This is a genomic window from Rubeoparvulum massiliense (assembly GCF_001049895.1).
In the GTDB taxonomy this organism is placed as follows: Bacteria; Bacillota; Bacilli; order Rubeoparvulales; family Rubeoparvulaceae; genus Rubeoparvulum; species Rubeoparvulum massiliense.
The window spans coordinates 504,126-529,290 of record NZ_CVPE01000005.1; the positions used below are offsets into that span (position 1 = coordinate 504,126).

The 25,165-nt window shown below is 41.4% G+C and carries 25 protein-coding genes and 1 pseudogene; 5 read left to right on the forward strand and 21 right to left on the reverse strand.

The features are described from left to right. Positions 1–63: 63 nt before the first annotated feature. Positions 64–1,176, reverse strand: coding sequence for a phospholipase D-like domain-containing protein (locus BN1691_RS07585; RefSeq protein ID WP_048601597.1), 1,113 nt, complete (start codon positions 1,174–1,176; stop codon positions 64–66). 198 nt (positions 1,177–1,374) lie between these two features. Next, positions 1,375–2,151: a hypothetical protein gene (locus tag BN1691_RS07590; protein ID WP_048601598.1), complete on the reverse strand. Its 777-nt coding sequence runs from the start codon at positions 2,149–2,151 to the stop codon at positions 1,375–1,377. A 139-nt stretch (positions 2,152–2,290) separates the two neighbouring features. On the opposite strand from BN1691_RS07590, the gene BN1691_RS14855 reads away from it, so the two are divergent. From BN1691_RS14855 to BN1691_RS14695, 4 genes and pseudogenes are all read left to right on the forward strand, one after another. Then, entirely contained in the window at positions 2,291–2,473 is a 183-nt protein-coding gene (locus BN1691_RS14855; RefSeq protein ID WP_261795548.1) for a recombinase family protein, read from the forward strand. A 1-nt stretch (position 2,474) separates the two neighbouring features. Further along, complete coding sequence (locus BN1691_RS14860) at positions 2,475–2,780, forward strand: recombinase family protein (protein ID WP_261795549.1); 306 nt, start codon at positions 2,475–2,477, stop codon at positions 2,778–2,780. A gap of 65 nt (positions 2,781–2,845) precedes the next feature. Beyond that, positions 2,846–3,166, forward strand: a complete 321-nt coding sequence (locus BN1691_RS14690) for a recombinase family protein (RefSeq protein ID WP_231638362.1) — start codon at positions 2,846–2,848, stop codon at positions 3,164–3,166. A gap of 34 nt (positions 3,167–3,200) precedes the next feature. After that, positions 3,201–3,296, forward strand: a pseudogene (locus BN1691_RS14695) (hypothetical protein); the annotation flags it as partial. Positions 3,297–3,938: 642 nt separating this feature from the next. Here the strand turns inward: BN1691_RS14695 and rlmH are convergent. From rlmH to BN1691_RS07610, 3 genes are read right to left on the reverse strand one after another with little or no spacing between them, the layout of a single operon-like run. Beyond that, positions 3,939–4,418 carry a 23S rRNA (pseudouridine(1915)-N(3))-methyltransferase RlmH gene (rlmH, locus tag BN1691_RS07600; protein ID WP_048601705.1) on the reverse strand — a complete coding sequence of 160 codons (480 nt, stop codon included), beginning with the start codon at positions 4,416–4,418 and terminating at the stop codon, positions 3,939–3,941. A 44-nt stretch (positions 4,419–4,462) separates the two neighbouring features. Then, positions 4,463–4,774, reverse strand: a complete 312-nt coding sequence (locus BN1691_RS07605) for a CxxH/CxxC protein (RefSeq protein ID WP_048601599.1) — start codon at positions 4,772–4,774, stop codon at positions 4,463–4,465. Between the two features lie 20 nt (positions 4,775–4,794). Continuing rightward, complete coding sequence (locus tag BN1691_RS07610) at positions 4,795–6,057, reverse strand: S1C family serine protease (RefSeq protein WP_048601600.1); 1,263 nt, start codon at positions 6,055–6,057, stop codon at positions 4,795–4,797. Positions 6,058–6,246: 189 nt separating this feature from the next. Between BN1691_RS07610 and BN1691_RS07615 the strand changes: the two genes are divergently transcribed. Continuing rightward, positions 6,247–6,468: a hypothetical protein gene (locus BN1691_RS07615; protein WP_048601601.1), complete on the forward strand. Its 222-nt coding sequence runs from the start codon at positions 6,247–6,249 to the stop codon at positions 6,466–6,468. On the opposite strand, the gene BN1691_RS07620 is transcribed toward BN1691_RS07615, so the two are convergent. From BN1691_RS07620 to fdhF, 16 genes are all read right to left on the reverse strand, one after another. Continuing rightward, entirely contained in the window at positions 6,407–7,234 is an 828-nt protein-coding gene (locus BN1691_RS07620) for an MBL fold metallo-hydrolase (RefSeq protein WP_048601602.1), read from the reverse strand. The two genes, BN1691_RS07615 and BN1691_RS07620, sit on opposite strands and share 62 nt — an antisense overlap. Continuing rightward, the gene (yycI, locus tag BN1691_RS07625; protein WP_048601603.1) at positions 7,231–8,064 is read right to left on the reverse strand and encodes a two-component system regulatory protein YycI; all 834 of its coding nucleotides are present in this window, start codon (positions 8,062–8,064) and stop codon (positions 7,231–7,233) included. Before yycI ends, BN1691_RS07620 begins: the two co-directional genes overlap by 4 nt. Before the next feature lie 22 nt (positions 8,065–8,086). After that, entirely contained in the window at positions 8,087–9,445 is a 1,359-nt protein-coding gene (locus BN1691_RS07630) for a YycH family regulatory protein (protein ID WP_048601604.1), read from the reverse strand. Further along, on the reverse strand, positions 9,438–11,261 hold the full coding sequence (locus tag BN1691_RS07635) for a cell wall metabolism sensor histidine kinase WalK (RefSeq protein ID WP_048601605.1): 1,824 nt from the start codon (positions 11,259–11,261) through the stop codon (positions 9,438–9,440). The genes BN1691_RS07630 and BN1691_RS07635 overlap by 8 nt, the downstream gene beginning before the upstream one ends. A gap of 5 nt (positions 11,262–11,266) precedes the next feature. Then, complete coding sequence (gene yycF, locus BN1691_RS07640) at positions 11,267–11,977, reverse strand: response regulator YycF (protein WP_048601706.1); 711 nt, start codon at positions 11,975–11,977, stop codon at positions 11,267–11,269. 188 nt (positions 11,978–12,165) lie between these two features. Beyond that, positions 12,166–13,827, reverse strand: coding sequence for a peptidoglycan DD-metalloendopeptidase family protein (locus tag BN1691_RS07645; RefSeq protein ID WP_048601606.1), 1,662 nt, complete (start codon positions 13,825–13,827; stop codon positions 12,166–12,168). 302 nt (positions 13,828–14,129) lie between these two features. Next, positions 14,130–15,416 (reverse strand): adenylosuccinate synthase, encoded by a 1,287-nt coding sequence (locus BN1691_RS07650; protein WP_048601607.1) that lies wholly within the window; start codon positions 15,414–15,416, stop codon positions 14,130–14,132. Positions 15,417–15,668: 252 nt separating this feature from the next. Continuing rightward, complete coding sequence (gene dnaB / locus BN1691_RS07655; RefSeq protein WP_048601608.1) at positions 15,669–17,024, reverse strand: replicative DNA helicase; 1,356 nt, start codon at positions 17,022–17,024, stop codon at positions 15,669–15,671. Between the two features lie 47 nt (positions 17,025–17,071). Further along, a complete protein-coding gene (rplI, locus tag BN1691_RS07660) occupies positions 17,072–17,515 on the reverse strand; it encodes a 50S ribosomal protein L9 (RefSeq protein WP_048601609.1) in 444 nt (147 codons plus the stop codon). Further along, the gene (locus BN1691_RS07665) at positions 17,512–19,482 is read right to left on the reverse strand and encodes a DHH family phosphoesterase (protein WP_048601610.1); all 1,971 of its coding nucleotides are present in this window, start codon (positions 19,480–19,482) and stop codon (positions 17,512–17,514) included. Before BN1691_RS07665 ends, rplI begins: the two co-directional genes overlap by 4 nt. A gap of 7 nt (positions 19,483–19,489) precedes the next feature. After that, the gene (locus tag BN1691_RS07670; protein ID WP_048601611.1) at positions 19,490–20,413 is read right to left on the reverse strand and encodes a YybS family protein; all 924 of its coding nucleotides are present in this window, start codon (positions 20,411–20,413) and stop codon (positions 19,490–19,492) included. Positions 20,414–20,550: 137 nt separating this feature from the next. After that, positions 20,551–20,781: a 30S ribosomal protein S18 gene (gene rpsR, locus BN1691_RS07675; protein ID WP_048601612.1), complete on the reverse strand. Its 231-nt coding sequence runs from the start codon at positions 20,779–20,781 to the stop codon at positions 20,551–20,553. Positions 20,782–20,826: 45 nt separating this feature from the next. Next, entirely contained in the window at positions 20,827–21,294 is a 468-nt protein-coding gene (gene ssb / locus BN1691_RS07680; RefSeq protein WP_048601613.1) for a single-stranded DNA-binding protein, read from the reverse strand. 41 nt (positions 21,295–21,335) lie between these two features. Further along, positions 21,336–21,623 carry a 30S ribosomal protein S6 gene (gene rpsF, locus BN1691_RS07685; RefSeq protein WP_048601614.1) on the reverse strand — a complete coding sequence of 96 codons (288 nt, stop codon included), beginning with the start codon at positions 21,621–21,623 and terminating at the stop codon, positions 21,336–21,338. A 130-nt stretch (positions 21,624–21,753) separates the two neighbouring features. Further along, a complete protein-coding gene (ychF, locus tag BN1691_RS07690; protein WP_048601615.1) occupies positions 21,754–22,851 on the reverse strand; it encodes a redox-regulated ATPase YchF in 1,098 nt (365 codons plus the stop codon). 190 nt (positions 22,852–23,041) lie between these two features. Then, positions 23,042–25,123 (reverse strand): formate dehydrogenase subunit alpha, encoded by a 2,082-nt coding sequence (gene fdhF / locus BN1691_RS07695; RefSeq protein WP_231638363.1) that lies wholly within the window; start codon positions 25,121–25,123, stop codon positions 23,042–23,044. Positions 25,124–25,165: the final 42 nt, after the last annotated feature.

Here is a 25,165-nt window from a genome sequence, read left to right on the forward strand (position 1 = left end):
ATATTAGAAGACCCTTGAGTTGAGGTTAATACAGAAAACCTAACATTTCACAGATGTTAGGTTTTATAACTCTTTATTTGTATTATTTATAGATGAACGGTCTTCATATATACTTTCATTTTTTAGGATGTCAGAAATTTTTTCGATCTCATTAACTAACAACTGTAATAAGCTAGGTATTCTTATTTGGACTCTTTCGAAATATCCATCTAAACCGATAAATCGCTCAGTAATTTCCTGAAAGTCTTCTTGAGCTTTCCGTTGCCCTTCTTCAAAAGCATAATTTAAATCATCGGGATCCCCTGTATAATACTCATGCATTTTTTGTGCATAATCAATTTGCAATTCTTGAAAGTCAAAACTGGCTAATTCCTCTAATAAATCTTCTAATTTTTGAACTTGGGTATCTAGTAAGAATAGTAATTTTTTTATTCCATCAGCTCTACCTGTATCTATATATTGATCAAATTCTCCAAGGATCATAACCTGTATTGAATCTTTAGCCTCTGTTATCATTTCTGTAAATCTATTTAATTTCTCAAAAGATATGGATGCATTAGTAAAATCGAGAACCTTTTCCTCTTGTGCATATCTAACTTCAGCATATGTAAAAATGCCCATATCTAAATGATCAAAGAAATCGTTACATTCAATTAACCAATCTGCTACATATTCCATATAAACCGTATAAAATGAAGTTGCGTATCGAATAGAACGACTTATGATTTCTGGTATTAATTGATTTTTTACAGCTTTAATACTCTCGTAATCGGTAAGGGTAATTCCTGCTTCCACATTATTTTTACTTTCATCAGAGAAGTTACCTGATCCAATATATGCTATATTTTCAGTCATCATAATTTTAGCATGATTTTCATAACAGAAATAAACTGTTAAATCGCAATTAAAATTATCACGATCTAATTGATTAAAATAATCTTTAATATTTTCTAAAGCTCGATCAGCTGGTGTCTTAATTTGATTACTTCTAAAATACTTTTCATATCTTTGAGGTAAATTCGTTATAAATGTCACCGAAACACTTTCATCTAGCATTTTCAATTGGTCTAGTAATCTTGTATCGTTTTTAGAAATATTATAAGTAACAATAATGATTTCCTTTGCAGAGGGGAAATCATCTATTACATCCTGATATCCATAATCATTGTGACTCAAAGTAATTAAACCACTGTTTATGTTAGTTTATTTAAGCATTTTCCTACCATCCCCTCAAACTTGTCTACAAGATATTACTTCCTTGGCCACCTTTTCACCAATGCAACATATTATTCAACTAAAATGCTGCCAGTTCTTGCAGACCATCAAGTAATGTACACGTAAAGAGGTTAAAAATATAATCTATCAATTAGGAAATTAGAAGTCCTTTTTGTAAAGTTCTTTATTAGGAGCAACTTTTATAAGGCGAGTGTGTTCATCAAGTATTATATGCATCTTACCATCTACTTCAATTACACCAGACCTATTTTCTCCTTCCTTAAATTCATATAGTACTGCTGGTTCTTCTTCCATGTATATATGGTTTAATTTTTTTGGATTAATAATACCATTGGTCGTAAGTTCATATAAGATATCTTGTGCGTCCATTAATGTGCGTCTGTAATCATCCTCATAAACCAGCCGGATTTCATTCATTGGAGTTAAACCATCTTCTGTTTTCTTAACCACCCAATTATTAAAGCCAACAGTAATTTGATATTTGCCTGTTTCAAAATCTTTATACATATTAATCGCAGCTATTGGAATAGCTTCAACCCTTTCAATATCATACGTTTGACCTTTAGCAATATTGACGTTATTGGGAGCAAAACTTAGATTTTCTATTGTACAATCAAAAGAATTATTATCCATGTGTTCAACAATGAAGTCTTTCTCGTATGCTTTAATAAGCGCTTCTAGTCCATACCAATGTATCATTACTACTTGATGAAGCTTATTATATTTTCCAAGTTTTTTTGAGTATGTCCCTATATAACCTTTTCGCTGACCTTTTGAATTTGGCTTACCCCAAATTACCCGCCAATTTACGGATTGAACTTTCTCCCATAATTTTTCATCATAGTTTGTGTAGCCAAACACACCTTGTTCTTTGTCATGAAAATATATTTTTCCCCCTTCATGATATACTTTCAAATGCCCTTCCTCCTTTACATAATTAAGAGTTCTCCAAAATACTCCTAATATTAATAAGCAAGTATAAACTAAAGAGTCTTAAATCCATTTTCCCCTTCTATTATTTTCATAGTATTATAAAAGTGAAAGGAGGACAAATATGGTAACAGAAATACAAAGGGTGGCTATCTACGCCCGCATTAGTACAGAAGAACAAGCAAAAGAAGGTTTCAGTATAACAGCGCAACTTCAAACACTTCAGCAATATGCTCAAATCTATAACTGGGAAGTAGTCGATAAATACGTCGATGGAGGAATTAGCGGTAAATCCATAACGTCCTAAAATGCAGAGGCTAATTAATGATGTTGAAAATGAAAGATTCGATGCCGTTTTAGTATGGAAAATATCTCGACTTTCAAGAAATATGTTAGACACACTCATGATTCTAGATAAGTTTGAAAAATACAACGTGAAATTTATATCCTACTCGGAGAACTTTGATACCAGTAGTCCTATAGGTCGCCTAGTACTTCAAATTATGGCTTCTATTGCTGAAATGGAGCATAATACTTTATCTGAAAATGTAAAACTAGGAATGAAACAACGGGCATTAGAAGGGCATTGGAACGGTGGAGTTGTATTTAGATAGACACTATTAAAAAAGAACTTGTTATCAATGAAGAGGAAGCTAAGATAGTACAGCTAATCTAGCATATGTATGCAAATGGGAAAGGCCTAAGAGCAATTTCTAACCACTTAAATAAAGCAGGATTTAGAACGAAGCGAAACCAGCACCTTTCTATTAACGGTGTAGCACAAATCCTAAACAATGTTGTATATAACGGTAAAATCAGTTGGCTAAAAGTTGAGAATTGGGACACCAAACGGAGAAAAGGGAAAAATCCAAATCCCATTCTAGTAGAAGGAAAACATGAACCTATTATTTCGGATGAATTATGGAGCGTTGTACAAGTGAGGAGAAAAAGTAAGTCATTTAAGCAGGCAGCGTCAATCAAACGAACCATTCTTGCTTAGTGGACTTTTACGCTGTCCTGATTGTGGTCAAGGTATGGTTCCATCAATTACAACATATACACGTAAAGATGGAACTAAACGAAAACATCGTTATTACGTCTGTAGCGATTTCCATAATAAAGGATCTGCTGCTTGTAAAGCTAATTCTATTAAGGCTTGTGAAGCAGAAGATAGGGTTATCAAGAAAATAGAACATTTTAGTTCTAATAGGAAGGGATTATATAAGACGCTCACAGACATAAGTTCAAGTTCCGCTCATTCGATAAGTCAGCTTAACAAAGATTTAGAAAAGATTGAAATACGATTAAAAGAAAATGAACAGTTACAAGCAAAGTATATGGATGCCTTTGAGAAAAACACTCTCCCTGTCGATATCCTGCAAGAAAGATTGCAAAAGGTCTCCAATGAGAAAAGAGAGTTAGGACAGGAGAAAAATGAGCTTATAATACAATTAGGTTCTATGGATTCAAAAGTAATTCAACCAGAGTTGATCGAAAAATTATTAAAAAAATTCCTATCTGTTTATAAGAAGACATCTAGGGAAAATCAAAAACAACTACTTCAGCTGTTAATTGCTAATATTACAATCAAGCAATTAGATAGATCCAGAACTATTAAAAACATAGAACTTGAATTTGATTTTGCTGAAATGAATATTTCCAAAACCTTTATACTTATCCATTTGTTATATCGTGAAACGGATAATGAAAGCACATTTTCAATACCCGCTTCCGATAAAGAATTACCACCTTATCTTCAACAATTTTTGCCTCTATTTGTGATACGGTTCCCCTTTATTAATCTTCTGCGCTCGATAGATCTGCTCCAACAGAATCAAGCGCATCAGCTGATGGGGAAAGGTAAAGCGGGAGAAGCTGAGCAATTGATCAGCACGCTTATAAACTTGCGGGCTTAAGCCTAAGGAACCGCCGATGATGAAGGCGACGCTGGAGGTTCCGTAGGTGGCCCAGTCATTAAACTGCTGGGCCAATTCCTCGGAACTGAGCATGCTGCCTTTTAGATCGAGAGCAACCACATGCATATCTGGCTTGATATGTTGGAGAATACGCTCGCCTTCCCGCTCCTTCACTGCTTCCATCTCTTTATCGCTCAAGGTTTCGGGAGCCTTCTCATCTGCCACCTCCATGAGTTGTAGCTTCACATAGGCGCTGAGGCGTTTGCGATATTCATCAATGCCTGCTTGCAAGTACTTCTCCTTCAGCTTACCCACAGAGATGATGGTTACGTTCATCATGATGGCTTCTTCTCCTCTCCCTAAACCGAGCACCTTATTGATTACTCTTCATCCTCTAGATCGATGGCTGCATCCTCTACTTCATCGGATTCATCAGCTTTATCCGTCGCTTCGTCTTCACTGCCTTCAACAGGAACCTTCAAGAGCAGATAATCGGCTTTGGCACCACACCAGGTACAGGCTGGATGTTCCTTCATTACAGGAGCTACTACTTCACGAGATGAGTCATCCAATTCCTCTTGCCATGAACCATAGCCAAGAGGATATAGGTCTGGCGCCTCCTCATATTGATCCACAAATTGATCTAGGATTTCTTCGATGTGCTCTTTGCAGCTGAATAGCATGTGTGTCATGATGTTGTCCTCTTCTCTTGTTATGATGGATTACTGGTGGCGTCCTTGGGGAATTGGGTCAATTGTATGGTGGTGGTATTCACCTTACCATCGCGATAATAAGTGACCTGAACCTGTTCGCCAGCCTTCTTGTTCCGATAGAGATATTTACGCAATTCGGCGGAGTTTTGAATCGGTGTTTGATCTAATTGTGTGATCACATCCAGCTCACGGAGGCCTGCAAGATAGGCTGGACCTGTGACAGGTAGATCGATAATGACAATACCTCCTACCACCTCATCTGGCAGATTCAAAGTATTAACCCGATGATAGCTATCAATGAGTTGGAGATCCTTCGGGTCAATTCCAATGTATGGCCGCTTTACATAGCCATATGCTAAGATATCCTCAATAATAGGCAGCACGTCATTACTGGGAATGGCAAAGCCTAAGCCCTCAATTCCTGCTTCCATGATCTTAATGCTATTGATGCCTACCACTTTACCATCAATATTGATCAGGGCTCCACCACTATTGCCTGGATTGATGGCTGCATCGGTCTGCACTACATCTAGCTCCCATTCTGGCTGACCATCACCATTCAAATCTTGTGGCACAGAGCGCTCTGTGGAGCTAATGATCCCTTGTGTTACTGTTCGGGAGAATTCCAGCCCTAAAGGATTACCGATGGCAATGGCAGGCTCACCAACTCGGAGGTAAGATGAATCACCAAACTCTGCATAGACCAGACCCTCACGAGCATCGATGGAGATGACCGCTAAATCAGTATACCAATCTACACCTACAATTTCTGCAGATACTCGTTCCCCGTTGACCAACGAAACCTCAAGGTCCACCGCCCCCTCCACCACATGGTAGTTGGTCACGATGTAGGATTTCCCTCCATCCTTGGCAAAGAGAACACCTGAACCTGTCCCAGCCTCTACAAGCTCCGTTCGCCGCGACCAAAAGTCAGTGAGGTTCTGAATATTGATTACACCTACTACCGATTCTTCAGCTTTATCCACTGCTTGAATCGCTCCACCTTCCACACTGATCTGATAGGTTTGAGCTGGGGTAACCTTACTTGTATTCCCTGTAGGACTGAAGGTAACTCCTTCCGTATTGGGCACTGTCTCTAAGCCCGTATTATTGGACATCCAGCCCAGATTCTGTAGCATGGGAATGGAAGCAAGTACAAGTGCACCACCTAGAACACCTGCGATAAGGTGACTTAAAAAGCCTTTTCTACGCCGACCAGGCTTTTCCTTCCACTCATAAAAATCATCATCAAAATTTCCCATCCTTTTTCCTCCTTTTTGCCCTCCAACCTGCATTGGCAATCCATACACTTCTTTCTTCTATTATGAACCAGGAGTCATATTTCATGTAGGGTTTATCTTGATGGAATCACGTGCATAATGATTAGCATGGTATGTTTAGTTTACAAGAGGATTGGCTCGATCTCAATATGTATGAAGGAGGAGACCCGCTTGCTTAATCAACCTCCCCATGATAACGTCCAGCTTTGGGCACAAATCGCCGATTTAAAAGAACAGCAGTACCAGCTTTACCTACTTCTCTCTACCTTATTAGACCTCTGTATTCAGCATCAATTCATCACAGAGGAGGAGTGGAAAAAACAGTTGATTACTAACCTAAAGACAGATGATGAAGCTGCTCAGCTGACAGTGCAAGGGTTCGTAAAGGGGTAGCTCGATCAGGATAAGCATCCAGTAACTGAAATGCTTGATCAGGTGCCAACCCCTGCTCACTTAGAATATTCCGAACCGTTAATTGTGCTAATTCATGAAGATTGGCATCTTGACTTAGGTGAGCGAGATAGACCTCTTTGGTCTCCGTTGTAATAATCTGCCCTAAGGCCTCCCCAGCATCTTCATTGGAAAGATGTCCCGTATCACTAAGAATACGCTGGATTACACGCCAAGGGTAACGTGACATCCGTAGCATCTGAGGATCATGATTGCTTTCCATGATTAACACATGGGATCCTTGTAGCTGATCAATGGTCTTCGTATTTACATATCCCATATCCGTGGCAATGCTCAGCTTCTCGTTACCGCAATAGAGCGAGTAACCAACTGGACAGGCCGCATCATGAGAGATGGGAAAATTTTCGATACGTAAGTCGGCAATTTCTACATAATCATGGAGGGACGTCTCGATTCGTTGCCAATCCTCCAGCTTTCCTAACTGTTTCTCCATGGCAAGCCATGTTTTAGCGTTAGCATAAACAGGAACCCGATAGCGACGAGCTAGGATCCCTGCCCCCTTAATATGATCACTATGTTCATGGGTAATAAATATCCCTTGAACCTCTTTTAAATCGATATGTGCTTCATCTGCTAATTCCTCAAGCTGTTTGCCACTTAAGCCTGCATCGATTAAGATCTTGGCATGATCCGTTTCCACATAGGTACAGTTACCACTACTACCACTTGCAAGAATAGAATACTTCAAGAATCTTCACCTTCTAATCGTTTCATTCCTACTTCCTCTGATAATCGCATGTCAAACTGATCCAGAGCGGGGCGATTTTCCAATAAACCCGTGACGGCATTCACATAAATGGTTTGATCCATTAAGATGATCTTCCATACCGGAACAAATACCTGTTCTTTGATCTCTTGAGTAAATGGTTGACCAAGATAGCCCAATTCGATTTTTAGGATGGTGGATCCATCATTGATAATCTGTTGGTCTAGTAAATTCTGTAAGCTTGCTGATGCTGACAAGAGATCGCGGGCATTCCCTTTTTCTCCGATCTTTAGATAGGTCTGTTGAAATTTTTGGATCATATTATCTTCAAGAAAGAGTGTCACATTAGCACCAAAAATAGGATAGCCTTCAAATTGCTGAACATAGCGGATCTCACCACTGGCTAGATCACCCTGATAGAATTTATAGTGTGTGAAATTAGGGATTGTTTCTGCCAAGAGCTCCGGAAGATCAGCTACATTCATGCTGGATGCAATCGGGACATGAGGCGACAGAAAACCAATTAGTGTATAATCGTTCTTCTTAATCATCTGCCTACCCTCATGGGGATACATTAGCTCTGCTGTATCATAAGTTACATTGAGATAGGATAGCTTGGGCTTCTCCGTAGGGATAGGAGTTTCCATGGTAATCTGATGAATTTTGATCGCTGCTTGAAGATAGTCCTGGTCTCGACTTAGCAAAGCCTCTTCCAGAGCTACACTACGGTACTCCCACCACTGATAACCTAGAAAGAGATCGAGCACGAGAAAGATCAGAATCAAAATGGTTTTTGCACGTCTCCAGTCCATCTAAAAGCCTCCCTCCTGACCACTATTCATCATGCTCCATGAGCCGGTTTTCTTCGGGATTAAAGTATCGATGTACACTACCATCCTTTAATTCCACAACCCAAACTTGATGAAGGCGAACATAATCCTGACCGAATCGCACTTCTCTTGCCAAATAGAGGTCATTCACATCGAGAAGACTAATTCCATCCCAATGCAGACGTTGAATTAACTCATCGCCTGTTAGAATACGAACAGATCGATTGGCATAATGACGATCCAACTCAATTAATGGACGCTGATATTCTGTAATGATGCCACCAACCATTTTAATGGTGATAGCACTATAATCCATGTTGAGATTGGAATTTTGAAAACTGACAATGGGATAACGGGAAAAGTACTTTCGAAATATAAAAGTAGTACCATCGCTTTCATTCTGGATAGACTCTAGATAATACCGATCCGTCCAGCCATGATGCTCATTAACAAATGTAATGGCATCATACAGTGTGGACTCATTGCTTGATGTCTTTCCCATGAAAGGATCATAATAGATCATACCTTCATGTGTTCGATTCACCTGCATGGAACGCTTGCCATCGGTGAAGAGAACAGCTCCATCTCGTTCCTGAATTCTTCGTACAATACTTGGGTCAATAAAAAGTGCTTGTTGCATTGCCTCAGATGTAATGGGTCGATAAAAAAAATCAAAATTATTACCATGCATGTTCTCTAACGGTAGGTATACTAAATGAAAAAATGATGCTGGAATCACTTCTGTTTGAACAGCCGTTGTGTGATACGCCTTATATTGTGTTAGACTCTCTCCCTGTACTACATATTTTGCTAGAAAGGAATCGGCTGACAAGCCTGTTTTGGCCTGAAAAGTCTGCTCATGCTTCTTAGAGATAAGTAGTGCCACGACATTATTGGAATCAGGCTCAATATAATACCAGACACTGCTAACATCCTTCAACTGCTTAGGAAGGTCTTCTTTAATTGGTAACAGCCTCTGTAGGCTATCTACTGGTATTCCAGTAGGATATTCAATCTCCACCCCTTGGCGAGAAGTCAGCAATTCCTCCCATTGGTCACGATTAAGATATTTGGGGGTAATATTAAATATATCCCACTCCTTGAGCCCATTCTCCAGTACATTCCGATATGGTCCCATTTCTGGATAAGCGACAGCATGTTTCGCTTCACCTAAGTGGAAGATGATCTGTCTTGGACGGACCAGCTCCTCCAACCCCCTACTCTCCCCAAGCAACTCTCTTTCTTGATATGCAGTGCTTTGAATGAAGTCATATTGAGGCTGACTGGTCCAGATTAGTCCAGTAAACAAAATGCTGAGAACTACTAGCAGGATTAAAACTGTATTCTTCAAGCGCTCAAGCATCCAGTTCATCCTCCTCACTAGCTATGGGAATGGTAAAACGTACTGTCGTCCCATCCGCCTCTTTACTCTGAATCATAATCTCACCGCCATGGGCACGTACAATTTCCCGGGCAATGGAGAGTCCTAGCCCAGTGCCACCTAATTGGCGTGATCTCGCTTTATCCACCCGATAGAAGCGTTCAAAAATCCGCTTCAAATCTTCTCGTGGTATCCCAATTCCTTCATCACGTACAATGAATTCCACATTTTTACCACACGCTTGACTGCTCACTTCGATCAGTTTGTCTTCTGGTGTATATTTAATTGAATTAGACAAGAGATTATCCAATACCCGCATTAACATATCTGGATCAATGGTAATCAAAGTGGCTTGCTCAGGAATTTTCCATACCACCCGTTGTTGCACAGGATCTAGAATCTCATACCGCTCTTTCACTAATTTTAAGAACTGTTGATTAGACATTACTTGTTTCTGCATCATCTCTTCCCCACTATCGATTCGCGAAAGCTGTAAGAGATCATTCACAAGGCGAATCATCCGCTCTGTCTCTTGCTGAGTTACACGTAGAAAACGTCCTGCTACTTCCGGATCCTCCATGGCTCCATCTGCTAGTGCCTCCAAATAGCTTCTTAAGGTGGTTAAAGGAGTCCGCAATTCGTGAGAAACATTGGCAACAAAATCCTTCCGCTCCCTGTCCAGCTTCTCCTGTTCTGTCACATCATGAAGAACAGCAATGATACCGCGCTCCCCACTCTCCCCAATTCGGAACCAGGACATCACCACATCAAGAACATAATTCTCTTGACCTTGCTGGAAGAAGAGACGAAATGCCACTTCACTTTGGTCATTATCGAATTGGAAATTATCAGGTAATGGAAAAAAATCTTCGAGCTTCTTACCTGCTACTTCTATGGATGGGATATTTAATAGCTCGATTGCACGCTGATTAGCTAAAATAATCGTACCATCACGAGAGGTTGCAATTACGCCATCACTCATGTTGGTTAAGATGGAGGTTAACTTATCCTCCTCTTCTCGATTGATGGCTAAAGCCTCCTTCAAACGATTGGATAATTGATTGATCACCTGTCCGAGATAACCCACTTCATCATTGCTATACACCTTTACTGCTTGATTAAAGTCCCCTTCTGCCATGCGCGTCGCCTGTCTAGTAATCTCCTTAATGGGAGTCGTCAGGGTTCTGGATAGAAAGATGGTCATCGCAGCAGTCAAAACAATGCCAATTCCCGTACCAGTAGCAAGAATTTTATTGATCTCGCCAATCGTTTGATATAAACGTTCCAAGGAAGCAATCATATAGATGACACCAACAACTTGGTTATTTCTTTTGATTGGAGTCGCCAATACCTTCATCCGTTGGCCTGTAGATGCATCAATTCTTGTGGATTCACTGCGTGCACCTGATAAGGCTTGGATCACTTCAGTCTGTAAATTCTTTTGGCCGATCAACTGCTTGTCCTTACCTGGCGTGCTGATAATTACTCCGTTTCGATTAATAATCTGAACGTCTACACCATTGAGGGCAAAGAGATTCTCCACAAGATGATTAATATCTTCATTACGTGTTTCCTCACTACCTTCCTCACGTATACGATCATCGTCAAGGTAGCGTTCAAGATTAACAGCTAATAGATTGGCCTGGATATCTAATTGCTCATTAAAGGAATTCATATAGTGAGATTCAATGGAGCGTATAAAGTAAACACCCATCACTTGCATGGCTGCAAGGATGAGTAGAATATAAATTACAACCAATTTCCAACGAATGCTATGGAAGAGTGGAATACGCTTCATCGTGATCACATGCCAGGTATGGGATTACGCATAGAATACCCAACACCGCGTCGTGTCATAATGTATTGTGGGCTACTGGGATCATCCTCGATTTTTTCACGAAGGCGTCGGATCGTCACATCAACGGTACGAACATCGCCTAAATAATCATAGCCCCAAACCGAACGGAGCAGATCATCACGCGTGACAACCTGGTTTAAATGTCGGGCTAGATAGTCTAATAATTCAAATTCTCGATGGGTTAGATCAAGAATTTCGCCACGCTTTCGCACCATATAGGATTCTGGATGAATGGTAATCTCACCGATCTCGATTCGTTTACTATCTTCTGACTGTTGTCCCTGTTGATTGACGTGCAGTCTGCGTAAATTTGCTCGTACCCGTGCAAGTAGCTCACGATTGGAGAAAGGTTTGGTCACATAATCATCTGCCCCTAATTCTAGTCCCAATACCTTATCTACTTCTGAATCTTTCGCTGTCAGCATGATAATCGGGACATTACTGGTTTTACGAACCTCACGACACACTTCTAAGCCATCCATTTTAGGAAGCATGATATCCAGTAGGATTAACTGAGGGTTCTCTGCTCTTACCTTCTCTAGTGCCTCTAAGCCGTCAAAGGCGCATACGACCTCATAGCCCTCCTTCTCCAGATTAAACTGAAGAATGTCCGCAATCGGTTTCTCATCATCAACAACTAAAATTTTGCCTAGCATGAACTCCACCTCACTTTTCGAGCATTCTCTTGTCCTATCTGTTCCATATGAATTGGAATATTCCTGCATTTCTACGAATAAACTCGATGATAACTCTCCTATTATTGTACCATGTGAAGGAGCTCTCTCCTATTAAAAAAAGCTCCCTATCTAAATGATAGAGAGCCTTGTATTCTTTAAATCTTATATTAAAACTTATCCATTGGATTAATATGTGAACCGTTCACATGGATTTCAAAGTGTAGGTGAGTACCCGTTGAATTCCCCGTGGAACCCATTACACCAATCTTTTGGCCTTTTTCAACGACTTGACCCTTTTTCACGTTAATGCTGGACAAATGACCATATAGAGTACGAGTTCCATTCCCATGATCGATGACCACTGCATTACCGTAACCGCCTTTCCAGCCTGCTTCTACGATAGTACCGTTATCTGAAGCCATGATGGTCTTATCCTTTACACCTGAGATATCGATGCCTTTATGCATCGATCCCCAACGGTAGCCATATCCACTGGTAATTACGCCACCTTTTGTTGGCCAACTAAATGAGCCACTACCAGCGTTAGCAACGACCTTCGTTCCAACTCGGATAATCATGGGGACAGGCTCATGCAGAATCTCTTCGTTTAACTTGTCACGTTCTTGTTCCACCCCATTGTTTAAGGTAATCCGATAAGTAACCCGTTTCTTACCTTCCTTACCTTCCTGCTGAATTCTTTGATCTCCGGCTGGAATTTTTTCATCCTTAATATATTTGTAATCATAGGAGATTGTTTCTTGTACAGTTGCTTGCATTATGGTTTTTACATTGACCTTCGGCTTATATGCTGTCACATTTAGCTTTTGTCCTAGCTGTAAAACAGTATTCTCTGTTACACCAGGGTTGTTCCGATAAATATCATCAGAAGTGATCCCTAATTCATAAGCAATACAGGAGATGCAGTCCCCTGGCTTTACAGTGTAGATTTGATCCTCAAGGGTTCCCTTCTGTAGTAAAGCTTGTAGCTCTTTTGGATCGTTAAGTTGATCAGGATTTACTTCAAGCGGTGTCGTTTGTACATCTTCCTTAATGGCGTTTTCTAAGATATCATATGTATCGATCTCATCATTAAGTGGGCTTGTACTACCTGCTGCAGCTGCTTGTACTCTCTTCTTCTGAACTTCCTTAGCCTCTTTTGGAATATAGAAGTCTTTGATAGATGCAAGAATTTGATCTACTTCAGCTTGAGAAGAGACATATCCTAATACCTCTCCATTTACCTTTACCGCTATCGCTTTCGCCTTGATTTCAATATTATCAGCTAATTCAGTCGGTAGGGCAGAGAGTACACGTTCATCCTCTGTTATTCCCTTATATTTTACTTCCTCCGTGAATTTTACATCTGCTGGAAGGTAGACAATTAGGTCAGGCGTTTTCGCCTGTTCGGTTGTCTTCATGGATTGAATTGCATCCAAAACTAATTGAGGGTCACTTACCGTTCCCAATGCCTTCCCATCAATACTTACATGATACAAGGTATTCAGATTGGTTTTGTAGTAGATGACGCCACCGATGGTCACTGCCAGTAGTGTGGCAGTTGATGAAATGATGATCACCGCTTTTTTCTGATTCTTCTGTATCATGAGTCGGATAGATTGCCATAGAGTATTTGCCTTATTCTGTGTTAACTTATATGCATGATTTAGCTTTTCTTTACTTTTACTTACGAAGACTTGGTTTTTCTCTTTTGATGTTTCTGCTAGACTATTCAGTTTTGCCTTCGTAGACTCAAACGTCGATTGACTTTGTTTTTTGAATGAGACGACTCGCTGCTGAAACCAGTCCCTCATTTGATCCCGCAAGGCCACAGAGTTCTCCTCCTTGAAAACATCCCAAGATTTTCTTTTTTGTATGCGTATCGGTCTTTTTATAAGCGATTTCTACACTCATTTTCTTCTTCCAACAAGTATCTGCAAACTAGCAAAAAAGCATTACAATTATTGCCATTTTAAATGGTTTTACTTGTCTTTTTATAGACTACCATAAGCAAGATCCATATGGCAAGATAAACATAGAATAAAATTCTCTGATTCCTATCTCAAATCCTGCTTCAAAATATGAAAAAACCTTGTTGCTTAAGATGCAACAAGGTTTTTTTGGTTGATTTATCCTATTCAAAAATAGGGCGTAATAGATTCGTTTGTTCGCGATTCGGGCCAACTGAAAATGTTGTTAATGGAATACCGGTCACTTGTGAGATACGCTCTACATAATGACGTGCTGCCTCAGGGAGCTCATCTAATGAGTGAACATTGGTAATGTCTTCTTCCCAGCCTGGTAACTCTTCATAGATCGGTTCACATTGTGCGAGAATTTTTAGACTGGCAGGATATTCGTCGATGACCTTCCCTTGATACCGATAGGCGGTACAGATTTTTACTGTCTTAAGTCCTGTGAGGACATCAATGGAGTTAAGAGCTAGTCCAGTAAGACCGCTCACACGACGTGCATGGCGTACCGTTACAGCATCAAACCAGCCAATACGACGTGGACGTCCTGTAACAGTCCCATACTCCTTACCAACCTCACGAATTTGATTCCCAATTTCATCATGTAGTTCCGTTGGGAATGGACCATCACCTACACGGGTGGTATATGCTTTGGCCACACCGATTACTTGATGAATCTTCGTAGGTCCAACTCCTGCACCAATACAGACTCCACCTGCAACTGGGTTGGAGGAGGTGACATATGGATAGGTACCTTGGTCGATATCTAGCATAACCCCCTGGGCACCTTCAAATAGCACACGTTTTCCTTGATCTAGGGCATCATTTAAGACAATGGAAGTATCCATCACATAGTGTGCAATTTTCTCTGCATATTGAAGGTACTCCGTAACAATCTCTTCTTCATTGAGTGGCTCTAAACCATAGACACTTTGAAGGAGATGATTTTTTTCAATCAAATTACGATGAAGTTTTTCACGAAAGACATCTTCCTCAAGCAAGTCTGCAATACGAATGCCAATTCGTGCAGCTTTATCCATATAGGCTGGTCCAATCCCTTTACGGGTCGTCCCAATTTTTTGACCTCCAACTTTATCCTCTGATGCTCCATCTAGTAATAGATGATAAGGCATGATAACATGAGCACGGTTACTAATACGAAGATTGGAAGTTTCTACACCATTTTCATGGAGGTATGTTAACTCCTCTAATAATGCTTGGGGATTAATGACCATTCCATTACCCAACACACAAACTTTTCCAGGATAGAAGATGCCTGAAGGAATCAATTTGAGTTTGAACTTTTTCCCCCCGAAAACAATGGTATGTCCTGCGTTGTTTCCACCAGAATAACGTGCGACTACCTCTGCATGCTCTGCGAAAAAGTCTGTAATTTTACCTTTACCCTCATCGCCCCATTGGGCACCTACTACGACAACTGATGACATGAATCCGCACCTCCATCACTTCAGCATCTCTGCTGTTACGTGCAATTTATTCATATGCACTTTCAGTTTAGCAACCATCATCTGTTTAGTCAATAAAAACCGAACGATTATTAGTAAAAACCTATTAATTGTTCGTAATATTTTTAGAAAATCAATAAACATGATTGAGATGAGTTAGGAAAACATCTCAGAAATAAAAAGGCGCTCTAACGTAGTATACGCTAGACGCCAATGATTTAATCTTACCTGTTGCTAAGAGACATTCCCCATGTCCCGACGTTCTTTCTCCATGTTTACAAACTTGTTATACTCCTTCAAAAAAACCAACTCTACTTTACCGGTAGGGCCATTCCGTTGTTTCGCAATGATGATTTCAATAATATTGGGATTCTCCGTGTCTGGATTATAATAATCATCCCGATAAAGGAAGCCTACAATGTCCGCATCTTGCTCAATACTACCACTCTCACGAATATCAGATAGCATTGGGCGCTTATCCTGACGTGATTCAACAGCACGGCTTAGCTGTGAAAGAGCGATGACAGGACAATTCAACTCCCGTGCGATCCCTTTTAGTGTCCGAGAGATTTCACTAATCTCTTGCTGACGATTATCTGTACGACCTGTACCAGAAATTAATTGGAGATAGTCGATTAATATGAGTCCAAGACCCTTCTCTTGTTTGAGTCGACGACATTTTGAGCGAATTTCATTCACAGTAATATTAGGCGAATCATCAATGTAAATGGGAGACTCACTTAAGATGGAGACAGCCATATTCAACTTCCGCCAATCTTCATCCTCAAACTGACCTGTTCGCATCCGTTGGGCATTGATATTGCCTTCAGCGCATAACATCCGTTGAACCAATTGAGATGCTGCCATCTCTAAGCTAAAGATGGCTACTGTTTCATTGGCCCGAGCAGCTACGTTCTGTGCAATATTTAGGGCAAAGGCAGTCTTTCCCACGGAAGGACGAGCTGCGATAATAATAAGATCTGACTTTTGAAATCCAGCAGTCATTCGATCTAAGTCAGTATACCCTGTAGGTATGCCTGTAAGCTCTCCTTGATTGGAATTGAGCGTTTCAATACGATCGATGGTTTCTAATAGAGCATCTTTAATGGAGATAAAGCCATTTCTCGTCCCTAGATCGCTCAACTCGAGAATACTACGTTCAGCATGATCAATAATATCGTCCACTTCACGCTGTTGAGCATAGCCTTCGCTGGCAATCTTTGTAGCTGTACGAATCAGGTTCCGAAGAAGCGCTTTCTCCTCCACAATTCGTGCATAGTATTCTACATTAGCTGCAGTGGGGACCGCATTGGCTAACTCCGCTAGATAGGTGACGCCACCTACCTCATCGAGCCAATTTCGCTGTTTCAATTCAGCAGTTAATGTTACAACATCCACTGGTTCATCTTTTTCATAAAGAGAGAGCATGCCTTCATAAATGCGTTGATGAGCAGTACGATAAAAACGATCGGGTGCTAGGATTTCCATTGCTTGAATCAATGCTTCCTTTTCTATCAAAACGGAACCCAATACGGCCTGCTCTGCCTCAATGCTATGTGGCGGTGTTCGATCCAAAAAGAGTTCGCTCATCGGTTTCCTCCCCTTTATTCCTTCTGATCGTCATTCATACCCGATGATTACTCTTCTACGACGTGCACAGAAAGCGTAGCAGATATTTCTGGATGTAATTTTACTACGACCTTGGTAACTCCCAATGCTCGAATCGGTTCAGCAAGATCAATCTTGCGTTTATCAATGATAATTCCTTCTTTTTTTAGCAGGTCTGCAATTTGTTTGCTTGTGATTGAGCCAAATAATCTTCCACCTTCGCCAGACTTCGCCTTGATGGTGACTTCTTTAGCCTCCAACTTCTTTTGGAGTAGCTGGGCTTCATGCTTCTCTTCTTCTTTTCGCTTCTCTTCACTCTTTTGTTGTTGTTTTAATACGTTCATATTCGCAGCATTAGCTTCAACTGCTAGATTCCTTGGAAAGAGAAAGTTATGAGCATAACCCTCTGCTACATTTTTGACTTCTCCTTTTTTCCCTTTTCCCTTTACATCCTGCATGAAGATCACTTTCATTTTATATTACTCCCTTCATCTAGGTATCGTTGGATCTCTTCAATTAATCGTTTCTCTGTCTCTTCCATTGATGTATCACTTAATTGAACGGCTGCACTGCTGAGATGACCGCCGCCTCCCATTCGTTCCATGATCACCTGTACATTGAGATCGCCGAGGGAGCGTGCGCTGATTGCAATCACCCCATCATCTCTCTCCGCCATGACAAAGGAGGCTTCAATGCCTGAGACGCCCAATAAGGTATCGGCTACCTGAGAGATTAAAACATGTCCGGCTTCGTTAGCAATATGCCCAGTAGAGAGGGCAATTTTCGGAAAGATTAAGCGTGTCTTGTCAATAAATCGATTGCGTTCGATATAGGTAGTCAGATCTTCCTTTAAAAACTTCTGAACTAGACTGGGATCTGCACCATGTGTCTTTAAATACGAAGCGGCATCAAATGTGCGATAGCCTGTACGAATCATAAAGTTTCGCGTGTCCACAACGATTCCTGCTAATAGCGATGTTGATTCCAAGCGATTCATCGTAATGGGTTGCTGATGATATTGCAGTAGCTCGGTCACTAATTCACATGTGGATGAGGCATAGGGTTCCATATAAACAAGCACAGGATCCTCCATAAACTCTTCGGAACGACGATGATGGTCGATGACAAAAATCCGACGATTGCCACTAACTAGCTTCGGTTCCACCACCATGGATGGTCGATGTGTATCTACAACCACCACTAAGGTTCGATTGGTCGATTTTTGTAATGCTTGTTCTTTCGAAATGAAATGTGATTTAAGCTCTTCATCCCGTTCAATCTCATCCATGAGATGACGTATGGAGAAGATGTGATCGTCTAAGACAATAAAGCCTTTCTGTCCATTGGCTTGAACCGCTTTTAGTACCCCGATGGCTGCTCCCATGGCATCCAAATCGGGATTCACATGGGTCATAATTAATACAAGGTCACTCTCACGGATTAGGTCACGCATGGCATGAGAGATGACACGGGCACGAACACGGGTACGTTTTTCAATGGCATTGGACTTCCCACCATAGAAGGAGAGACTGGGCCCATCCTTGACTGCAGCTTGATCCCCGCCACGACCTAACGCAATATCTAGACTGGACTTCGCCAGGTCTGCTTTGTCATTCATGGATTCAATGCCTGCACCAATTCCAATACTTAATGTTAGCGGTATTTTTTGATGCTTGGTCATCCCACGAACCATGTCTAATAGATCAAAGCGATTCTGCTCTAACTGCTGAAGCGTCTTACGATTTAAAATGCAGAAGAATTTATCATTGGTATATCGACGTAAAACCATGTCATATTGTTGTGTCCATTCAGTGATGGCGCGAATTACCTTGCTGACAATCATGGTATGAGTTTGCTCATCGACGGCTTGCGCCAACTCATCCACATTATCCATCTGGATGATCCCAAAGACCAGTTCTTCTTCCCGATGTTCCTTCTCTAGCTTCTTCCACTCGGTAATATCACGAAGGTAGATCAGTCGTTCTTCTGCACGCAACACCAGCTTATAGATACGGCCGTTGATACTGGTATCTACCGTTTTGTTTACTCCGCCGAGGAATGGAACTAGCTCTGGTAAAATGTCCTGGATGGATAGACCAACTAATGAATCATTGGAGCCTACCAGCTGTGCAATAAAGGGATTATACCATTCAATTAAATTCTCTTCATTATAAAGAATAATACCAAGGGGAAGCTGTTCAAAAACTTCTTCACCAGCCTTTTTCACTCGGTATGTAATAGTAGTTAGGTATTGCTCTAACTCTGTTTCCAATTGTTTGCCAATACGGTTCTGTAGGAAAACATATGTGACAATCGCGAATAACCCCAACATGCCTAGAAGCCACTGGTAATAGAAAAGAATCCCCGTCAAAAGGGCAAGTGCAACTAAGACAAACCACATATGAATTCCATGCCAGCGTTGCATGATAAACTTCGGCATATCCAACTCATCCCCTATTTGTAAAGTAGGATCGTATTGGGAAACCTAAGTCCATGATCCCGATGAGAACCACAAGTTCAAACAAGATAGGAAAGAGAAACATCATAATGATAAATAGAACCAGCCATTTCTTTGGCCATTTTTTCAGCTTACCCAGGAAGGCTAGAAAAGATAATCCTTGGAGCATTATGGCCAACTGTAAAATTGGCATGGCATTAATCAAAATAAGATGCAAACCACTTCCTTGTTGCACTGGTATGAGTAAGGATGTTAATAACAGAATTAAGTAATACCAGATCAAAGAAGTAGGTAATCGCCATGTATCGATGGGCGGAAATCCCACAATTTCCATGCCTAAACGGCCTGCAATCTTGCGAGTTAACCAATGATTCACCAGTGCTACTTGTGCTGATGAAATAAGAAGCATAAATGGTACCATCAGCGTCATCATAGAGGTGAACTGCTGGATGGTATCCACATTTCCTGCTAGTCCTGCTTGTCCTAAGAGTGCCTTGCTTGTCTGCACGCTTTCATTGATCAAATGTTGGATCTCTTCAATAATATTAATATCAAAGAGGAGGGCTGTTAAGAAGATGGTTAGAATTTGGCCTCCTAGAGAGGCTAGTAAGCCCCAGATAAATGCAGTATACGCACTCCGTCCTCGACGATAGCATTCCCCCATCGTGACCCCAACCAATGCCATCATCACGGTGAGGAGGATGGAAGGCAAACTAACAATCAAGGTAATAAATACAGCTACCATCGCTATAAAAATTCCTTGCTTCCAACCATGACGAACCGTGGATATCGTAAAAGGTAACGGTAGAAAAATAAATGCAATGAGAAATAGAGGTGTATAGATGCTTAGTAATAATAGAACAGTATATACACTGACCATTAAGGCCCCTTCAGTTAGTCCCTTGATTCTCAAACATTGTTCCCCCACTTTTCTTTCAATTACTATTTAGTTTAACAGATCCAATGATGGTTTGCACATCTACGTCAAATAAAAAAGCACAATAAGAGTTCCCTCATTGTGCTTTTAAAATCACTCAATTATATTGTCCATTACTCGTTAGAGTATGGTAGTAATGCCATTTGACGAGCGCGTTTGATAGCTACTGTCAATTGACGTTGGTACTTGGATGAAGTACCAGTTACGCGACGAGGAAGAATCTTCCCACGTTCACTAATGAATTTCTTTAATAGATCAATATCTTTATAGTCGATTTTTGTGATCTTATTTGCTGTAAAGTAACACACCTTACGGCGACGACCTTTGCGACCTCCACGTGCCATGTTAAATCCTCCTTTCAGTTATTACTTCCGCTAATCTTACGGTGATTAGAACGGTAAATCATCATCTGAAATATCGATTGGTTGGCTCTCATCAGCGAATGGGTCTTGATAGGAATGGCTTCCTTGATTAGTTCTTGGATTCATAGGATCCATACCCTGACCAGCGCTAGTTGGACCAGAATAGGAACCACTTTGTGCAGAATCAAGAAATTGTACATTTTCAGCAACAACCTCTGTAACATACACCTTTCTGCCCTCATTGTTCTCATAGGAACGAGTCTGTAAGCGACCATCGACAGCAGCTTGTCTACCTTTTTTCAGGTAATTGGCACATAGTTCAGCGAGCTGACGCCATACAACAATATTAATGAAGTCAGCTTCACGTTCACCCTGTGCATTTTTGTATGTCCGATTCACAGCAAGTGTAAACGTGGCTACGGCTACACCACTTGGTGTATAACGCAGTTCTGGATCCCTTGTTAATCGTCCAACTAATACAACGCGGTTAATCAATTTGACCCCTCCCGCTCGATTATCCAACCGTTTATTCAATATTAGTCGTCTTCACGAACGATCATGTGACGAATCAGTTGGTCATCAATCTTCATAATCCGATCCAATTCAGCAACGGTAGCACCAGTACCATTGAAGTAGATCAAACCATAGATCCCTTCACGGATTTTATCAATCTCGTAGGCAAGGCGACGTTTTCCGATGTTCTCGAATTTCTCCACTTCACCTTGGTTAGATGCGATTACATTGCTTAACTTTTCAGACATTGCTTTTACAGCTTCTTCATCTGCTTCTGGACGGATGATATACATCACTTCGTACTTATTCATCTTTCTTTCACCTCCTTATGGACTAAGCGGCCCTCATCTAAAAATAAGGGCAAGGAGAGCACTCACGAATGATTTGCTCACGTTGAATTATTATATCAATTTACATTGATAATAGCAAGTTGAAGTTGTTTCATACATTAAAGCGGAAGTAGATGACATCGCCATCTTGAACTATATAATCCTTGCCTTCTAATCGTAGAAGACCCTGCTCTCGAGCTTGCGCCATGGAACCTGAATTGATCAAATCATCAAAGCCTACAACCTCAGCTCGGATAAAACCACGTTCAAAATCAGTATGGATTACACCTGCAGCTTGTGGCGCTTTCGTACCCTGTCTGATCGTCCATGCGCGTACTTCTTGCTCCCCTGCAGTAAAATACGTAACCAGCCCTAGCAAATGATAGGCTGCACGAATGAGCCGATCAAGACCAGACTCCTTGAGGCCCAACTCTTCCAAGAAGAGTATCCGTTCATCCCCTTCTAGTTCTGCAATTTCAGACTCTACCTTCGCACTAATCGAGAGTACTTCAGAGCCTTCCTTCGCTGCAAATTCTCGGACAGCTTGGACATAACGATTCTCTGCTTGGCCAATCTCATCTTCACTAACATTGGCAATATAGATGACTGGCTTCCTTGTTAAGAGATTAAGATGCTTAATCATTTTCTCTTCATCTTCATCAAGTTCAAGACTACGAGCAGGCTTCTCTTCTTCAAAGCATTCCTTAACACGAAGTAAAACTTCATATTCCTTTTTGGACTCTTTCTCACCAGCACGAGCGATCTTATAGACGCGTTCAATCCGGCGCTCCACTTGTTCTAAGTCAGCAAGAATAAGTTCAAGATTAATAATCTCGATATCACGTAATGGATCTACCGACCCTGATACATGGGTAATATTTTCATCTTCAAAACAGCGAACCACATGGCATATGGCATCCACTTCACGAATATGTGATAAAAAGCGATTGCCTAGACCTTCTCCCTTACTTGCCCCTTCTACAATCCCAGCAATATCAACAAACTCTACCGTAGTAGGAGTTGTTTTTCTTGGGTTAAACATGGTTGTTAGTTGTTGGAGACGTATATCGGGTACTTCTACAACACCCACATTCGGATCAATTGTACAAAAGGGATAATTGGCAGCCTCTGCACCCGCCTGGGTAATTGCATTAAACAGTGTTGATTTTCCAACATTAGGTAATCCTACGATTCCAGTTGTTAGACCCATCTATTCTCACCTCATCATCGATTTGTCTCAGCGGTGGTACGTTAATCCTCCCGTGAACTTCATGAACTCTTACAGATCATAATATACTTTCAGATGAGAAACAACACTCCATTCTAAGTAAAGAAACACAGACCACCTGATGGTAGTCTGTGCAGATTGTACTCTCCCTGATGATGAAATAAAAAATCGTTTACTCTACCTCTACCGTAGAACGTAGAGGTTCAATCTTTACAGCACATGCTTTATACTCTGCGGTGCCTGCAATAGGATCAAATACGTCTAAGGTAAGCCGATTTGTTGGCACTTCACGGAAGTGAAAGCTCATAAAAATCAATCCTGGTTGTACCTGCTTAGTCACCTTCGCTTTAACTGATACCTTGCCACGTCGTGAGCTTACCTGTACCCAATCGCCCTCAGCTATACCTAGCTTCTCCGCATCATCAGGATGCATGTCACAGGTCTCTTCCAGCTGACGTCGTTTTAGGTTGGGTGGGTAGTAGGCAGTCTGTGTATTCGTGTTGTAGAGCTCATAGCGTCTGCCTGTCGTCAGCATGAAAGGATACTCTTCATCAGGCAGTTCCGCTGGAGGCGTAAACTCTACAGGGACAAAGCGTGCTTTTTGTTGAGCCTCTTCTTGTTGAAGATACTCATTGATAAAGACGGTACCAGGATGATCCAATGTAGGACAGGGATACTGTAATCCACCTTCACGGTCTAGACGTTCATAACTCATCCCACCATAAAGATGAGTAGCCAACATCCGTACTTCCTCCCAGATCTCCTCACTATTTTGATACTCCATTGAATAGCCAAGTCGTTGCGCTAATTCACAGAGAATTTGCCAATCGTCCTTGGTCCCGGGAAGCGGATCAATTAGTGGTCGAACTCGTTGTACCCTCCGTTCGGTATTGGTGTAGGTTCCCTCTACCTCTCCCCATGAACGAGCTGGCAGAACCACATCTGCCATTGCAGCTGTTTCGGTCAAAAAGAGATCCTGTACCACAATAAAATCTAGTTTTTCTAATGTTTTTTCGGTATGGTGCATATGCACATCTGCCATTAGTGGGTTTTCACCAATGATATAAAGGAAATGAATCTCACCAGATTCAATGCGCTCCAACATTTGTGTCTGTGTTCTGCCGTTCTCCGGCGGGATGGGACGACCCCAATGCTCTTCGAAGCGAAGACGCGCTTCAATATTACCAAGTGGGATGGCCCCTGGCAATTGATTAGGAAGGCATCCCATATCTCCTGCACCTTGTACATTATTCTGACCACGCAACGGGATGATCCCGTTACCTTCCTTACCCATATGTCCTGTTAAGAGGGCGATATCTCCGATGGCGAACACATTGTTTACACCGCAATGATGTTCCGTTATCCCTAAGGTATATGCAATCATGGCATCTTTTGCCTGAGCATAGAGACGTGTAGCTTCAGCAATCTGCTCTTCCTGTAGTCCAGTAATGGCTGCAGCATGTGCTAAAGTATAAGGTTCTACCCTTTGACGAAGCCGTTCAAACTCTTCAGTATGCTTGCCTACCCATTGCTTATCGTACCAATCATTTTGAATAATCAGGTTCATCATCGCATTGAGTAATGCAATATCTGTTCCCACTTTAAGTGGTAGATGGAGAGAGCTGCTTGTGGCCATCTCAGTTTCACGAGGATCAACCACGATCATGGTCATCCCCTTCTTCTTGGCACGTTTCATCCGATTGGCAATAATGGGGTGGGCCTCTGAGGTATTTGACCCCATCAGTAAAAGTACATCTGTTTTTTCAATGCAATCTAGTGAATTGGTTGGAAATCCTGAGCCATAAATTGTTGCCAGACCGGCAACACTAGGAGCGTGTCAGGTACGGTTACAGCCATCAATATTGTTGTTCTCTACAACCGCACGCATAAACTTTTGTGTGACATAATTTGTTTCATTAGTAGCGCGTGCACAGGCAAACATGCCAATGGAGTCAGCACCATACTTCGCCTTGGTGCTTTGGAGCTTTGAAGCCACTTCTTCCAACGCTTCATCCCAGGAGACAGGAACAAGCTTTCCCATTCTGCGAACCAGCGGTTGAGTGAGGCGGGTCTCCGCCTGGGTATAGCCATAAGCAAATGCACCTTTAATACAGGTCATGCCGTGATTAACAGGTGCTTCCTTATCCCCACGTATCTTGATAATTTTGTTATCCTCTACTTCGACTATCAAACCACAGCCTGTCCCACAGTAGCTACATGTGGTACGGACCTCACGTTTGATTGGCTCTCCCATTGCCAATGCCTCCTTGTAATTATTAATCTCTTTTTGCTTGCT